The organism is Pseudomonas sp. PB101 (assembly GCF_009764265.1).
GTDB lineage: Bacteria > Pseudomonadota > Gammaproteobacteria > Pseudomonadales > Pseudomonadaceae > Aquipseudomonas.
In genome coordinates this window covers 1-15146 of record NZ_RWIR01000062.1, presented here as the reverse complement: position 1 = coordinate 15146, position 15146 = coordinate 1, and the positions used below count along the sequence as shown (strand labels likewise).

The following is a 15146-nucleotide window of genomic DNA, read 5'->3' as shown; positions in this document are numbered from 1 at the left end:
CCGCCCCGTGAGCTCAGTCAACAAGTCGATTTTGTTGGTCGATGACGATCAAGAGATACGCGAGTTGCTGGACACCTACCTGACCCGCGCCGGGTTTCAGGTGCGTGCCACCGCCGATGGCGCCGGCTTTCGACAGGCGCTGAACGATGCGTCGGCCGACCTGGTGATCCTTGACGTGATGCTGCCCGACGAAGACGGCTTCAGCCTGTGCCGCTGGATTCGCCAGCATCCACGCCAGGCGCAAGTGCCGATCATCATGCTCACCGCCAGTTCCGACGAAGCCGATCGTGTCATCGGCCTGGAGTTGGGTGCCGATGATTACCTCGGCAAGCCGTTCAGCCCGCGAGAGTTGCAGGCACGGATCAAGGCGTTGCTGCGACGCGCGCAGTTCGGCCAGGAACGTAACGGCGGTGAGGTGCTGGCCTTCGATGACTGGCGCCTGGACATGGTCAGCCATCGGCTGTTCCACATCGACGGCGAAGAAGTGATTCTCTCGGGCGCCGACTTCGCGCTGCTGAAACTGTTCCTCGATCACCCGCAGGAAATCCTCGACCGCGACACCATTGGCAACGCCACCCGAGGGCGGGACCTGATGCCGCTCGACCGGATTGTCGATATGGCGGTCAGTCGTTTGCGCCAGCGCCTGCGCGACACGGAAAAACCTCCACGGCTGATTCGTACCGTGCGCGGCAGCGGCTACCAACTGGCAGCCAACGTGGTTGCCGGCAATGGTCACTGAGTCTTTGCGCAAGCTCGCCGCCAGGGTGCCAATGCCGCGTTCGCTGCTCGGGCGGATGTTGCTGTTGACCTTGCTGGCCGTGTTGTTCGCCCAGGCGTTGTCGAGTGTGATCTGGGTGTCGCAGCTGCGCGCCACGCAGCTCGAAGGCCTGGTCACCAGCGCCCGCAGCCTGGCCCATTCGATGACGGCCAGCGTCAGTTATTTCCGTTCCTTGCCGGTGGCGTTTCGGCCCCTGGTGCTCGACCAGTTGCGCAGCATGGGCGGCACTCGGTTCGTGGTGACGCTCAATGACAAACCCCTGGGCATGGAAGTGCTGCCCATCACCCCGCGCAAAGAAGCGGTGCTCAAAGCGGTGGACGAAGTGCTGCGCCAGTCCCTCGGCCAGGACACGGACATCTCGGTGACCTTCGTCAGCCCGGAAGACCTGCGCATCTTCAATGGCGGCCTGAAGCTCGATGAGTTGCCGCGCTCCTGGGCGCACTACGCGCTGACGCTGGAGCCGGTGAACCCGCCGGTATTGGTCACGCAGATCCAGATGGCGCCGGGCGAATGGCTGTACATCGCCTCGCTGCTGCCCGAGCCCTACACCAGTCTCGAAGAGCAGGGCCTGCCGGCACAGCAGGTGTGGTTCATCGTCCTCACCAGCGGCTTTTTGCTGTTGTTCATCGGCCTGCTGGTGCACTGGCAGAGTCGTCCGCTCAAGCGCCTGGCGCGGGCCGCGCGGGATCTGTCGCTGGGGGCTGACGTGGAGCCGGTGGCCGAAGGCGGCGGCAGCGAAGTGGTCGAGGTCGGGCGCGCTTTCAACACCATGCGCGAGCGCATCAGCCGTTACCTCACCGAGCGCAGCCAATTGTTCAGCGCGATTTCCCATGACTTGCGCACGCCGATCACCCGATTGCGCCTGCGGGTCGAACTGCTTGAAGACGAAACACTGCAAACCAAGTTCGGCCGCGATCTGGACGAGCTCGAATTGCTGGTCAAGGGTGCGCTGCAATGCGTGAAGGACACCGACATCCACGAGAACATCGAGCCGGTGGATCTCAATCATGTGCTCGACTGCCTGGTGGAGCCGTACCTTGCGCCCCACGGCAACGGTCGCGTGACCCAGCGAGGGCGGGCATTGGCTGCGTACCCGGGCAAACCGCTGGCGCTCAAGCGCTGCATCGGCAACCTGATCGACAATGCACTGAAGTACGGGCAGAACGCGCACCTGCACATCGATGACGATGAAAGCGCGTTCATCCTGCATGTCGATGATGAAGGGCCGGGCGTGCCGGAGCAGCGCCTGGAGCAAGTGTTCGAACCGCACTTCCGCCTGGCCGGTCAGCAGCAGGGTTATGGGTTGGGGCTGGGGATTGCCCGCAACATTGCCCATAGCCATGGGGGTGAGGTCAGCTTGCAAAATTTGCGTGAGGGCGGGTTGCGGGTGACCCTGCAGCTTCCCCGCAGTGTTGAATAGGTATTGCGCGTTATCGTTCATCGCGGGCAAGCCCGCTCCCACAAGGTTTTGTGTCGACCGATATATTGTGATCGACTCAAAACCTGTGGGAGCGGGCTTGCCCGCGATGGCGTCAGATCATTCACCCTATCCCTTCGACAAATGTCACAGCTCGGTGACATAACCCACCCCCTTCGTTACAAGCCCGCCTTCGTCCGTTGTTTATGCTGCCCCTCAGTCATAACAACAAAAAAAGGTACGCCATGGACACCTTCCAACCCGCTTTCAGCAGTTGGCTGAACGCACCTGCCCATCAGCAATGGCTCGCCGCCGAAGGCTTGCGCCTGCTGGCGTTTGCCAAGGCTTCGAAACTGCCTGAAGGTTTCGGCAATCTCGACGAACGCGGCCATCTGCCGCCTGATGCGCAAGCCCAGACCATGAACACCGCGCGCATGACCCACAGCTTCGCCATGGCTCACATTCAAGGCTTGCCGGGTTTTGCCGAACTGGTCGATCACGGCGTTGCCGCCCTGCGCGGTCCGTTGCGCGATGCGGTCCACGGCGGCTGGTTCGCCACTGCCGAACACCGCGACGGCAACACCGGCAAGAACGCCTACCTGCATGCCTTCGTCGCGCTGGCCGCCAGTTCGGCGCTGGTCGCACAGCGTCCCGGTGCGCAAGCCTTGCTCGAAGACGCAATCGACATCATCGACACGTACTTCTGGAGCGAGGAGGAGGGCACCCTGCGCGAATCCTTCAATCGCGACTGGAGCGAGGAGGAAGCCTATCGCGGCGCCAACAGCAACATGCACGCCACCGAAGCCTTCCTTGCCATGGCCGATGTCACCGACGACAGCCGCTGGTTGAGCCGTGCCCAGCGGATTGTCGAGCGAGTGATCCATGGTCACGCCGCTGCCAACGACTACCTGGTCATCGAGCATTTCGACCGCCACTGGCAGCCGCTGCGCGACTACAACCATGACAACCCGGCGGACGGTTTCCGCCCCTACGGCACCACCCCGGGCCACGGTTTCGAATGGGCGCGGCTGTTGCTGCACCTGGAAGCTTCACGGGTGAGAGCGGGGATGCTCACGCCGGGCTGGCTGATCACCGACGCGCAAAAACTCTTCGAGCACAATTGCCGCCACGGCTGGAACATCGATGGCGCGCCGGGGATCGTCTACACCCTGGACTGGGACAACAAAGCCGTGGTCCGCCATCGCCTGCACTGGACCCATTGCGAAGCCAGCGCCGCCGCCAGTGCCTTGCTCAAGCGTACCGGTGAAGAGCAATACGAACACTGGTACCGACTGTTCTGGGAATTCTGTGACAGTCATTTCATCGACCGTTGCGATGGCAGCTGGTATCACGAACTCGATCCGCAAAACCGCCCGAGTGCCGATATCTGGCCCGGCAAACCGGACCTTTACCACGCCTGGCAAGCCGTGCTGATTCCGCGCCTGGCGCTGGCACCGAGCATGGCAACAGCGCTGGCGCAGTTGTCCCAGAGCGGTTCTATGTAACCATGCGGTGACATTCGCGCATCCCTTCGTTACCTGCGAGGGGATGACCCCTGTTTAGAATCCCATGCAGCGCAAGCAACAGACTTGCATGCATAACAACAAGAAAGGTGCTCCTAGATGAATGCGATTTCTCGCCTCGCTACTGTCATTTCTCTCGCTTCCCTGTCTGCACTCCCTCTCAGTGTCCTGGCCGCCGAATCCAAAGGTTCCGTTGAAGTCGTTCACTGGTGGACTTCCGGTGGTGAAAAGGCAGCGGTCGATGTCCTGAAGGCTCAAGTCGAAAAAGACGGCTTCACCTGGAAGGACGGCGCAGTCGCCGGTGGCGGTGGTTCCACGGCCATGACCGTACTCAAGAGTCGCGCCGTAGCCGGCAACCCGCCGGGCGTTGCCCAGATCAAAGGCCCGGACATCCAGGAGTGGGGCAGCACCGGCCTGCTCAGCACCGACGCGCTGAAAGAAGTCTCCAAGTCGGAAAACTGGGATGGCCTGCTGTCGAAGAAAGTCTCCGACACCGTCAAGTACGAAGGCGACTACGTGGCCGTGCCGGTGAACATCCACCGCGTCAACTGGCTGTGGATCAATCCGGAAGTGTTCAAGAAAGCCGGGATCGAAAAAGCCCCGACCACCCTCGAAGAATTCTACGCCGCCGGCGACAAGCTCAAGGCCGCCGGCTTCATCGCGCTCGCCCACGGTGGCCAGCCTTGGCAGGACAGCACCGTGTTCGAAGACGTGGTGCTCTCGGTCATGGGCGCTGACGGCTACAAGAAAGCCCTGGTCGACCTGGACCAGAAAACCCTGTCCGGCGCGGAGATGACCAAGTCGTTCGCCGAGCTGAAAAAGATCACCGGCTACATGGACCCGAACCGCGCCGGTCGTGACTGGAACATCGCTGCCGCCGACGTCATCAACGGCAAGGCCGGCATGCAGATGATGGGCGACTGGGCGAAGAGCGAGTGGACCGCGGCGAAGAAAGTCGCCGGCAAGGACTACCAGTGCGTGCCGTTCCCGGGCACCGAAAAAGCCTTCACCTACAACATCGACTCCCTGGCGGTGTTCAAGCTCAAGGCCGATCGCAAGGGTGACATCGCTGCCCAGCAAGACCTGGCCAAGGTCGCATTGGGCACCGACTTCCAGAAAGTCTTCAGCATGAACAAGGGTTCGATCCCTGTGCGTAACGACATGCTCAATGAAATGGACAAGCTCGGCTTCGACGAGTGCGCGCAGAAGGCGGCGAAGGACTTCATCGCGGACGACAAGACCGGCGGCCTGCAACCGAGCATGGCGCACAACATGGCCACTTCCCTGGCCGTGCAGGGCGCGATCTTCGACGTGGTCACCAACTTCATGAACGACAAGGACGCAGACCCGGCCAAGGCCAGCGCCCAACTGGCTTCGGCTGTCAAAGCTGCCCAGTAATCTCAAGGTCGCCGCGGGCCCGCCCTGCGGCAATTATCGATGATCTGCCAATTGTAGGAGCCGGCTTGCTGGCGATAGCGGTGTACCTGACACACCGTGTCGCCGGTTTCGCCAGCAAGCCGGCTCCTACAGGTTTGATCTTCATTTCTAACACTGGATTATCCCGATGAGCTCTGTGGCGGTTTTCAGCAAAGCCTCACCGTTCGATGCGCTGCAACGCTGGCTACCCAAGTTGGTACTCGCGCCGAGCATGCTGATCGTGTTGGTTGGTTTCTACGGTTACATCATCTGGACGTTCATTCTGTCCTTCACCAACTCCAGCTTCATGCCGAGCTACAAGTGGGTCGGCCTGCAGCAATACATGCGCCTGATGGACAACGACCGCTGGTGGGTCGCGAGCAAGAACCTCGCGCTGTTCGGCGGCATGTTCATCGGCATCAGCCTGGTGCTGGGCGTGTTCCTCGCCGTGCTGCTGGACCAGCGCATTCGCAAGGAAGGCTTCATCCGCACTGTCTACCTGTACCCGATGGCGCTGTCGATGATCGTCACCGGTACCGCGTGGAAATGGCTGCTCAACCCGGGGCTGGGCCTGGACAAGATGCTGCGTGACTGGGGCTGGGAAGGCTTCCGTCTCGATTGGCTGGTGGATCAGGATCGCGTCGTCTACTGCCTGGTGATCGCCGCCGTTTGGCAAGCCTCCGGGTTTGTCATGGCGATGTTCCTCGCCGGCCTGCGCGGTGTCGATCAATCGATCATCCGTGCCGCGCAAGTCGACGGTGCGAGCCTGCCGACCATCTACCTGAAGATCGTTTTGCCGAGCCTGCGCCCGGTGTTCTTCAGCGCCTTCATGATCCTCGCGCACATCGCGATCAAGAGCTTCGACCTGGTGGCGGCGATGACCGCGGGCGGTCCTGGTTACTCGTCCGACCTGCCGGCGATGTTCATGTATTCCTTCACCTTCAGCCGAGGCCAGATGGGCATCGGTTCGGCCAGCGCCATGCTGATGCTCGGCGCCGTGCTGACCATCCTCGTGCCGTACCTGTACTCCGAGCTGCGAGGCAAACGCCATGACTAATCAACTCGGAAAACCGACGCTGAGTTTCAGCCGCATCGCGATCTACGCCACGCTTCTGCTGGCTGCTGCGGTGTACCTGATTCCGCTGATCGTGATGCTGCTGACCAGCTTCAAATCCCCGGAAGACATCCGTACCGGCAACCTGCTGAGCTGGCCGACCGTGATCGACGGCATCGGCTGGATCAAGGCCTGGGACGTGGTTGGCGGTTACTTCTGGAACTCGGTGAAGATCACCGTGCCGGCGGTTTTGATCTCGACCTTCATCGGTGCAATGAACGGCTACGTGCTGTCGATGTGGCGCTTCCGCGGTTCGCAACTGTTCTTCGGCCTGCTGCTGTTCGGCTGCTTCCTGCCGTTCCAGACCGTGCTGCTGCCAGCCTCGTTCACCCTCGGCAAGTTCGGCCTGGCCAACACCACCACGGGCCTTGTGCTGGTGCACGTGGTCTACGGCCTGGCGTTCACCACGCTGTTCTTCCGCAACTACTACGTGAGCATTCCGGATGCACTGGTCAAGGCCGCACGGCTCGATGGCGCGGGCTTCTTCACGATCTTCCTGAAGATCCTGCTGCCGATGTCGATCCCGATCGTGATGGTCTGCCTGATCTGGCAGTTCACCCAGATCTGGAACGACTTCCTGTTCGGCGTGGTGTTCGCCAGTGGCGATGCCCAGCCGATAACCGTGGCCCTGAACAACCTGGTCAACACCAGCACCGGGGCCAAGGAATACAACGTTGATATGGCTGCCGCGATGATCGCCGGGCTGCCGACACTGCTGGTCTACATATTCGCTGGCAAGTATTTCCTGCGTGGGCTGACGTCCGGCGCGGTCAAGGGGTAGAAACATGGCAACTCTCGAATTACGCAACGTCAACAAGACTTACGGCCCGGGCCTGCCGGACACCCTGAAAAACATCGAACTGAAAATCGATGACGGTGAGTTCCTGATCCTGGTCGGCCCGTCGGGCTGTGGTAAATCCACGCTGATGAACTGCATCGCCGGCCTGGAAACCATCAGCGGCGGCGCGATCCTGGTGGATGACGCCGACATCAGCGGCATGAGCCCCAAGGATCGCGACATCGCCATGGTGTTCCAGTCCTACGCGCTGTACCCGACCATGAGCGTGCGCGACAACATCGCCTTCGGCCTGAAGATCCGCAAAATGCCGACCGCCGAAATCGACGAAGAGGTCGCTCGGGTTTCCAAGCTGTTGCAGATCGAACACCTGCTCAGCCGCAAGCCCGGCCAGCTCTCCGGCGGCCAGCAGCAGCGTGTGGCGATGGGCCGTGCCCTGGCGCGGCGGCCGAAGATTTACCTGTTCGACGAACCACTGTCCAACCTCGACGCCAAGCTGCGGGTCGAGATGCGCACCGAAATGAAACTGATGCACCAGCGCCTGAAAACCACCACGGTCTACGTGACCCACGACCAGATCGAAGCCATGACCCTGGGCGACAAGGTGGCGGTGATGAAGGACGGGATCATCCAGCAGTTCGGCACGCCGAAAGACATCTACAACAACCCGGCCAACCTGTTCGTGGCGAGCTTCATCGGTTCGCCGCCGATGAACTTCATCCCGCTGCGCCTGCAACGCAAGGACGGTCGCCTGCTGGCGCTGCTCGACAGCGGCCAGGCTCGCTGCGAACTGCCGCTGGGCATGCAGGACGCCGGTCTTGAAGACCGCGAAGTGATCCTCGGCATGCGCCCTGAGCAGATCATCCTGGCCAACGGCGAAGCGAACGGTTTGCCGACCATTCGTGCCGAAGTCCAGGTCACCGAACCGACCGGGCCCGACACCCTGGTCTTCGTCAACCTCAACGACACCAAGGTCTGCTGCCGCCTGGCACCGGACGTGGCACCGGCGGTGGGCGAGACCCTGACCCTGCAATTCGATCCGGCGAAAGTGCTGCTGTTCGATGCGAAAACGGGTGAGCGACTGGGGGTCGCTGGTGTAGCGAAAACCGAATCACACGCTGCCAACGTCGCCCAATTCAAAGGCCGCTGAAGATCAAGAAATGTGGGAGCGAGCCTGCTCGCGATGGACGTCAACGATGACACTGGAAACCTGATACCCCACGGTGTTCTCAGGTTTCTCGCGAGCAGGCTCGCTCCTACAGGGGGACATGTGGCGGATGGATTGTTATCCGTCGCAACTGATGTAACCGCGTTAAAGAAGAAAAGTTAATAACAATAAAACGAGGAAGTAGGGATGAAGATGAAGAACAAGGCCCGGTTGATCTGCCAGGTTTCAGCAGCGGCAGCACTGGTTCTGGCCGGCAATGCGATGGCCGATGAGGCGTTCAGCTCCGACTCCAAATGGATGACGGGCGACTGGGGTGGCGAGCGTACCAAGCTGATCGAGCAAGGCATCGACATCAAGATGGATTACGTCGGCGAAGTCGGCGGCAACCTCAACGGCGGTTTCAACGATGACAAGACCGCGCGCTACGCCGACCAGTTTGGCCTGGGCGCAGCGCTCGACCTGGAGAAACTGTTCGGCTGGGATAACACCCAGGCCAAGATCCAGCTCACCAACCGTAATGGTGAAAACATCTCCAACGACCGTATCGGCGACCCGCGCGCCGGCACCCTGAGTTCCTCCCAGGAAGTCTACGGTCGTGGCCACATGGTGCGTCTGACCCAGTTGTGGATTCAGCATCAGTTCTTCGACAACAAACTCGACGTCAAGGCCGGTTACTTCGGCGAAGGCGAAGACTTCAACACCTTCCCGTGCGAATTCCAGAACCTGGCGTTCTGCGGCTCCCAGGTGGGTAACTGGGCCACCAACATCTGGTACAACTGGCCGGTCAGCCAGGCGGCGATCCGCGTGAAGTACAACATCAATGACGAGCTCTACGCTCAGATCGGTGCGTACAACCAGAACCCGACGCAACTGGAACACGGTAACGGCTTCAAGCTCAGCGGCAGCGGCACCGAGGGCACCGTGTTGCCGGTCGAGCTGGTGTGGTCGCCGAAGGTCAACAGCCTGCCGGGCGAATACCGTGTCGGTTACTACAAAAGTACCGCCAATGCCGACGACGTTCTCGAGGACGACAACGGCCAGAACGCAGCGACCAGCGGCAACCCTTATCGTGTCCACGACAGCAAGCATGGCTACTGGTTCGTTGCGCAGCAGCAACTGACCAGCCACAACGGTGACGCTTCGCGCGGTCTGAACATCGCCGCCAACGCCACTTTCCACGACAAGGACACCAACTTCATCGACAACTACCAGTCGCTGATGTTTGTGTACAAGGGCCCGTTCGACGCACGTCCGAAGGATGACGTGGGCATCGGTTTCGCCCGTATCCATGTCAACGATGACGTGAAGAAAAACGCCGAGTTGGTCAATGCCTCCAACGGAGTTTCGGATTACGACAATCCGGTGTTCTCGCCGATTCGCGAAACCGAATACAACTACGAGATCAACTACGGCTTCCACGTGACCAACTGGCTGACCGTACGTCCCAACCTGCAATACATCACGCACCCGGGTGGTGTGGATGAAGTCGATAACGCGCTGGTGGCCGGCCTGAAAATTCAGTCGGTGTTCTGACGCGTCTGCGATAAGCTTCTCTCCATGTGCGCATATTTGCGGACAGCCATGGCTGTCCGCTTTTTTTTGTGTGGCGAGGGGGCAAGCCCCCTCGCCACAAAAAAGCGCTCTGCAGGATTGTGAGAATGTTGAGTTCACCCATGTTTTTCAGGACCGTGGCACATGCTTGAGCATCCGCTACAACGCTTCTTCAAATCCTTGCGCGAACGTCCGGTGTTTGCGTGGGAGCGCTATCAGATGCGCGATGTGCTGGTGATCGATCATCCGCTGTGTCAGGCGGTGTTCAGTCGGCAGGGCGCGCAGTTGCTGCACTTCCAGCCCAAGGGCCAGAAACCCTGGTTGTGGTGCGCGGCGAAGTGGCCACAGGTCGGCGCCATTCGTGGTGGCGTGCCGGTGTGCTGGCCGTGGTATGGCCGGCATCCGAGCGAAAACGCCTGGCCGTCCCATGGTTGGGCACGCCTGCTGGATTGGAAGCTGATCGACAGCAGTAGCGACGACGATGGCGTGCGTTTGCACTGGCAGCTGAAGCTGTGCGACTGGCAGGTCGATCTGCACGCGCACCTGGGTGAACGCATGGAACTGCGCTTGAGCACCGAGCATCAGGACGACATGCCGTGCCAGTTGAGCCAGGCTTTGCATGCTTACTGGCGTATTGGCGATGTCAGTGAGATAGCGCTGTCTGGGCTCGACGGTGCGCAGGGTTACGACCAGTTGAGCCGGCAGGTCTGTCAGCAGGAAGGCGAACTGCGCGTGGACGGCGGATGCCAGCGGGTGTTCCAGCACGACGGCGAATTGCAGCTCAACGACCATGCCTGGGATCGGGCGTTGTGCATCGATACCGGGGATACGGCGGATACGGTGGTGTGGCATCCCGGCTCGCGGCCGTTGCTTGGGGTGACCTGGAACGAGATATCCGAATTTGTCTGTGTGGAAGCGGCGAGCGGTGGCACCGACAGCCTGTGCCTGAAGCCGGGCGAGCAGGCGCATTTGAGTTTGCAGGCGCGGGTGGGGGCTTAGATTTGTGCTGTTGCTGCTGGCTCCATCGCTGGCAAGCCAGCTCCCACAGGTTTCATTGGCGTTGGCGAATTTTAGGTTCGGCGCGGACACTGTGGGAGCTGGCTTGCCAGCGAAGAGGCCGGACCGGTCAGCCGAGATTCCGGATCAATTGAACTCATCACCCACCGGATACCGGCTGGCATTCAAGCTCTCCTTGATCTTGCGCAAATGCGGCTGGAAATCCACCCCGCGACGCAAGGTCATGCCGGTGGCGAGCACATCGAGCACGGTCAACTGAATGATCCGCGAAGTCATCGGCATGTAGATGTCGGTGTCCTCCGGCAGCGGGATGTTCAGGCTCAGGGTGCTGGCCTTGGCCAGTGGCGAGTTCTCGGCGGTCAGGCCAAGTACCGAAGCACCGTTTTCCCGGGCGATGCGCGCCACTTCCACCAGTTCACGGGTGCGGCCAGTGTAGGAAATGATCACGAACAGCTCGCCGGTGTGGGCCACCGAGGCAATCATGCGCTGCATCAGCACGTCCGCGTGAGCAGTGACGGCGAGGTTGAAGCGGAAGAACTTGTGTTGCGCATCCAGTGCCACCGGTGCCGAGGCGCCGAGGCCGAAGAAGTGGATCTGCCGGGCCTGGATCAACAGGTCGACGGCGCGACTGATCAGGTTCGGGTCCAGCGCCTGCAAGGCACTGTCCAGGGACGCAATGGCGCTGCCGAAAATCTTCTTGGTATAGGCCTCCGGATTATCGTCGGCCTCCACCGCACGGCTGACATAGGCGGCACCGCTGGCCAGGCTCTGGGCCAGTTGCAACTTGAGTTCGGGATAGCCGCTGACGCCGAACGAGCGGCAGAAACGGTTGACCGTCGGCTCGCTGACCGAAGCGGCCTGGGCGAGGGCGGCGATGCTGAAGCGGGTGGCCTGCTGCGGGTTGAGCAGGATCACCTCGGCGACTTTGCGTTCGGCCTTGTTCAGCTCTTCAAGGCGATTCTGGATTTGCTCCAGTAAATTTCGCACGCGGTCCATATAAGTATCCTTGATTCACCGGCACCGATAAGCGCGCGGCTAATGCAAAAAGGGCCTTTGGTGAGGCCCGTAACGGTGGCCTATCCTACTGATGGCTCCGACCGACCACCACTCGGAATCTGTATTTTGCGAAAATGTTGTGGTTATTACTACATTTTCCCTTGAGTGATGCCTTGAAAAAAGGTATTTGTAGCTTAACTTGATAAAAGAACAAACATCATGCTCTCGATTACGGTTGAACCGTGCACCTTTGCCTTGTTCGGCGCCCTGGGCGATCTGGCCTTGCGCAAGCTGTTTCCTGCCCTTTACCAACTCGACGGCGCGGGCCTGTTGCACGAGGATACGCGCATCATCGCGCTGGCCCGTGAGGCTGGGAGCGAGCAGGAACACCTGACGTTCATCGCCTCCGAACTGCGCCGCTACGTCGGTGCCAAAGAGCTGGACGAAGCCGTGGTCGAGCGTTTCCTGGCACGCCTGAGCTACCTGCACGTCGACTTCCTCAAATCCGAAGATTATGTGGCCCTGGCCGAAGTCGCCGGCACCACGCAGCGGGTCATTGCCTACTTCGCCACGCCGGCCGCCGTCTACGGTGCGATCTGTGAAAACCTGGCCAAGGTCGGCCTGGCGGAAAACACCCGCGTGGTGCTGGAAAAACCCATCGGTTCGGACCTGGAATCCTCGCGCAAGGTCAACGACGCCGTGGCGCAGTTCTTCCCGGAGAACCGCACCTACCGCATCGACCACTACCTGGGCAAAGAGACCGTCCAGAACCTGATCGCCCTGCGTTTCGCCAACAGCCTGTTCGAAACCCAGTGGAACCAGAACTACATCTCCCACGTGGAAATCACCGTGGCCGAGAAGGTCGGTATCGAAGGCCGCTGGGGTTACTTCGACAAGGCCGGCCAGTTGCGCGACATGATCCAGAACCACCTGCTGCAACTGCTCTGCCTGATCGCCATGGACCCGCCGGCCGACCTGTCCGCCGACAGCATCCGTGACGAGAAGGTCAAGGTGCTCAAGGCCCTGGCGCCGATCAGCCCGGAAGGCCTGACCACCCAGGTAGTGCGCGGCCAGTACATCGCCGGCTACAGCGAAGGCAAAGCCGTGCCGGGTTACCTGGAAGAACCGAATTCCAACACCCAGAGCGACACCGAAACCTTCGTCGCCCTGCGTGCCGACATCCGCAACTGGCGCTGGGCCGGCGTGCCGTTCTACCTGCGTACCGGCAAGCGCATGCCGCAGAAGCTGTCGCAGATCGTCATCCACTTCAAGGAACCGTCGCACTACATCTTCGCTCCCGAGCAGCGCCTGCAAATCAGCAACAAGCTGATTATCCGCCTGCAGCCGGACGAAGGCATTTCCTTGCGCGTGATGACCAAGGATCAAGGCCTGGACAAGGGCATGCAGCTGCGCAGCGGTCCGTTGCAACTGAATTTTTCCGACACCTGGAGCAGCGCACGGATTCCCGATGCCTACGAGCGGTTGTTGCTGGAAGTGATGCGCGGCAATCAGAACCTGTTTGTCCGTAAAGATGAAATCGAAGCCGCGTGGAAGTGGTGTGACCAGTTGATCGCCGGGTGGAAAAAATCCGGTGATGCGCCCAAGCCGTACGCGGCCGGGTCCTGGGGGCCGATGAGCTCCATTGCTCTGATCACGCGGGACGGGAGGTCGTGGTATGGCGATATCTAAACTGAATCTGCCGCAGGGCGTCAGCGCCCATGCGTTCAAGAGCCCGGTGCTGCTGGCTGAAAGCCTGGCACTGAACGTGGCGAAACAACTGAGCGATGCGATCGACGCCCAGGGCACCGCGACCCTGGTGGTCTCCGGTGGCCGCAGCCCGGTGGCGTTTTTCCAGCACTTGGCCAAGCAGGCGCTGGACTGGTCCAACGTGGTGATCAGCCTGGCCGACGAGCGTTGGGTGCCGGTGGAGCACGCCGACAGCAACGCCGGTTTGATCAAGCGCTACCTGTTGCAAGGCCCGGCGGCCAAGGCGCAGTTCCTCAGCCTGTACAGCGCCAGCGCCAACCTGGAGCAGGCGGCCGAGCAGGCCGACCGTTTGCTGTCCGAGCTGCCGGTGATCGACGTATTGATCCTCGGCATGGGCGATGACGGCCACACCGCGTCACTGTTCCCCAACAGCCCGAACCTGACCGAGGCATTGCAGGTCGATGGCACCCGTCGCTGCTGGCCGATGCTGGCGCCGACCGTGCCGCATCAGCGCCTGACCATGAGCCGCGCGCTGCTGGCCTCGGCCAAGCATAAAGTTCTGTCGATTTCCGGTCAGTCCAAGCTGACCACCCTGAGTTTCGCGCTGGCCGGTGACGATGTCGCCGAAATGCCGGTGCGCGCATTTCTGCAACCTACGTTAGAGATTTACTGGTGCCCATGAGCCAAGGAACAGCCGCTATGAAAAACCCATCCCCGACCGTTTCCATGGCGGATAAAGTTGCCCTGATCGACAGCCTCTGCGCGCAAGCGCGGATCCTGCCGGTGATCACCATCGCCCGCGAGCAGGACGTTCTGCCGTTGGCCGACGCCCTCGCGGCCGGCGGCCTTACAGCGCTGGAAGTGACCCTGCGTTCGCAGTTCGGCCTCAAGGCCATCCAGATTCTGCGCGAGCAGCGTCCGGAGCTGGTGACCGGTGCAGGCACCGTGCTCGATCGCCAGATGCTCGCGGCGGCGGAAGCGGCGGGTTCGCAATTCATCGTCACACCGGGCATCACCCGCGACCTGCTGGAAGCCAGCGTGGCCAGTCCGATTCCACTGTTGCCAGGCATCAGCAATGCCTCGGGCATCATGGAAGGTTATGGTCTGGGCTATCGCCGCTTCAAGCTGTTCCCGGCGGAAGTCAGCGGTGGTGTTGCAGCCATCAAGGCGCTGGGCGGCCCGTTCGGCGAAGTGAAATTCTGCCCGACCGGCGGCGTGGGACCTGCCAATATCAAGAGCTACATGGCGTTGAAAAACGTCATGTGTGTGGGCGGTAGCTGGATGCTTGATCCGGAGTGGATCAAGAACGGCGACTGGGCCCGCATTCAGGAATGCACCGCCGAGGCCCTGGCGCTGCTGGACTGATCGCTTCACCCGACACTTCGTTGTGTGTTCTACGGCTTTACGGTGCGCTTGGTCGGTGCACCGTTTTTTTTGCCCATAGAAAACTGCGCTAACCCCTGTAGGAGCGAGCTCGCTCGCGAAAAACCCGAGAGCGACACTGACCATCAGGTTTCACCCGTTATCGTTCACGACCATCGCGAGCAAGCTCGCTCCCACAATGATTTTGGTTGCCTGCAGATTTTGCGTACATCCACTAACCCTTGTAGGAGCGAGCCTGCTCGCGAAAAACCCGAGAGCGCCACTGGGCATCAGGTTTCAC

The 15146-nt window shown here is 61.0% G+C and carries 13 protein-coding genes; 12 read left to right on the top strand and 1 reads right to left on the bottom strand.

Annotation, left to right across the window (positions count from 1 at the left end):
* Positions 1-7 precede the first annotated feature (7 nt).
* The 9 genes from EI969_RS19245 to EI969_RS19205 all read left to right on the top strand — a co-directional run bounded on the left by EI969_RS19245 (position 8) and on the right by EI969_RS19205 (position 10762).
* Complete coding sequence (locus EI969_RS19245; protein WP_160389182.1) at positions 8-739, top strand: response regulator transcription factor; 732 nt, start codon at positions 8-10, stop codon at positions 737-739.
* A 31-nt stretch (positions 740-770) separates the two neighbouring features.
* Positions 771-2198 (top strand): ATP-binding protein, encoded by a 1428-nt coding sequence (locus EI969_RS19240; protein ID WP_218575240.1) that lies wholly within the window; start codon positions 771-773, stop codon positions 2196-2198.
* 242 nt (positions 2199-2440) lie between these two features.
* Positions 2441-3700 (top strand): AGE family epimerase/isomerase, encoded by a 1260-nt coding sequence (locus tag EI969_RS19235; RefSeq protein ID WP_160389180.1) that lies wholly within the window; start codon positions 2441-2443, stop codon positions 3698-3700.
* Positions 3701-3817: 117 nt separating this feature from the next.
* Positions 3818-5116 (top strand): ABC transporter substrate-binding protein, encoded by a 1299-nt coding sequence (locus EI969_RS19230; protein WP_160389179.1) that lies wholly within the window; start codon positions 3818-3820, stop codon positions 5114-5116.
* A 166-nt stretch (positions 5117-5282) separates the two neighbouring features.
* Positions 5283-6191 (top strand): carbohydrate ABC transporter permease, encoded by a 909-nt coding sequence (locus EI969_RS19225; protein WP_008032969.1) that lies wholly within the window; start codon positions 5283-5285, stop codon positions 6189-6191.
* Positions 6184-7029, top strand: a complete 846-nt coding sequence (locus tag EI969_RS19220; protein ID WP_160389178.1) for a carbohydrate ABC transporter permease — start codon at positions 6184-6186, stop codon at positions 7027-7029. The genes EI969_RS19225 and EI969_RS19220 overlap by 8 nt, the downstream gene beginning before the upstream one ends.
* Positions 7030-7033: 4 nt before the next feature.
* Positions 7034-8194: an ABC transporter ATP-binding protein gene (locus tag EI969_RS19215; RefSeq protein WP_160389177.1), complete on the top strand. Its 1161-nt coding sequence runs from the start codon at positions 7034-7036 to the stop codon at positions 8192-8194.
* Between the two features lie 204 nt (positions 8195-8398).
* Complete coding sequence (locus EI969_RS19210) at positions 8399-9745, top strand: carbohydrate porin (protein WP_160389176.1); 1347 nt, start codon at positions 8399-8401, stop codon at positions 9743-9745.
* A gap of 162 nt (positions 9746-9907) precedes the next feature.
* Positions 9908-10762, top strand: a complete 855-nt coding sequence (locus tag EI969_RS19205) for a D-hexose-6-phosphate mutarotase (protein WP_160389175.1) — start codon at positions 9908-9910, stop codon at positions 10760-10762.
* Between the two features lie 144 nt (positions 10763-10906).
* Here the strand turns inward: EI969_RS19205 and EI969_RS19200 are convergent, their stop codons facing one another.
* The gene (locus EI969_RS19200) at positions 10907-11767 is read right to left on the bottom strand and encodes a MurR/RpiR family transcriptional regulator (protein ID WP_172681795.1); all 861 of its coding nucleotides are present in this window, start codon (positions 11765-11767) and stop codon (positions 10907-10909) included.
* 228 nt (positions 11768-11995) lie between these two features.
* On the opposite strand from EI969_RS19200, the gene zwf reads away from it, so the two are divergent.
* The 3 genes from zwf to EI969_RS19185 are packed head-to-tail and all read left to right on the top strand — an operon-like array spanning position 11996 to position 14848.
* Positions 11996-13465, top strand: coding sequence for a glucose-6-phosphate dehydrogenase (zwf, locus tag EI969_RS19195; RefSeq protein WP_110661931.1), 1470 nt, complete (start codon positions 11996-11998; stop codon positions 13463-13465).
* Positions 13452-14165, top strand: a complete 714-nt coding sequence (pgl, locus tag EI969_RS19190; RefSeq protein WP_160389174.1) for a 6-phosphogluconolactonase — start codon at positions 13452-13454, stop codon at positions 14163-14165. The genes zwf and pgl overlap by 14 nt, the downstream gene beginning before the upstream one ends.
* A 17-nt stretch (positions 14166-14182) precedes the next feature.
* The gene (locus EI969_RS19185) at positions 14183-14848 is read left to right on the top strand and encodes a bifunctional 4-hydroxy-2-oxoglutarate aldolase/2-dehydro-3-deoxy-phosphogluconate aldolase (protein WP_160389173.1); all 666 of its coding nucleotides are present in this window, start codon (positions 14183-14185) and stop codon (positions 14846-14848) included.
* Positions 14849-15146 lie beyond the last annotated feature (298 nt).

Bases quoted from the DNA above. Each gene is read 5' to 3' on its own strand.
- EI969_RS19240 (WP_218575240.1), top strand. From the start codon at position 771: ATGCCGCGTTCGCTGCTCGGGCGGATGTTGCTGTTGACCTTGCTGGCC.
- EI969_RS19235 (WP_160389180.1), top strand. From the start codon at position 2,441: ATGGACACCTTCCAACCCGCTTTCAGCAGTTGGCTGAACGCACCTGCC.
- EI969_RS19230 (WP_160389179.1), top strand. From the start codon at position 3,818: ATGAATGCGATTTCTCGCCTCGCTACTGTCATTTCTCTCGCTTCCCTG.
- EI969_RS19225 (WP_008032969.1), top strand. From the start codon at position 5,283: ATGAGCTCTGTGGCGGTTTTCAGCAAAGCCTCACCGTTCGATGCGCTG.
- EI969_RS19220 (WP_160389178.1), top strand. From the start codon at position 6,184: ATGACTAATCAACTCGGAAAACCGACGCTGAGTTTCAGCCGCATCGCG.
- EI969_RS19215 (WP_160389177.1), top strand. From the start codon at position 7,034: ATGGCAACTCTCGAATTACGCAACGTCAACAAGACTTACGGCCCGGGC.
- EI969_RS19210 (WP_160389176.1), top strand. From the start codon at position 8,399: ATGAAGATGAAGAACAAGGCCCGGTTGATCTGCCAGGTTTCAGCAGCG.
- EI969_RS19205 (WP_160389175.1), top strand. From the start codon at position 9,908: ATGCTTGAGCATCCGCTACAACGCTTCTTCAAATCCTTGCGCGAACGT.
- zwf (WP_110661931.1), top strand. From the start codon at position 11,996: ATGCTCTCGATTACGGTTGAACCGTGCACCTTTGCCTTGTTCGGCGCC.
- pgl (WP_160389174.1), top strand. From the start codon at position 13,452: ATGGCGATATCTAAACTGAATCTGCCGCAGGGCGTCAGCGCCCATGCG.
- EI969_RS19185 (WP_160389173.1), top strand. From the start codon at position 14,183: ATGAAAAACCCATCCCCGACCGTTTCCATGGCGGATAAAGTTGCCCTG.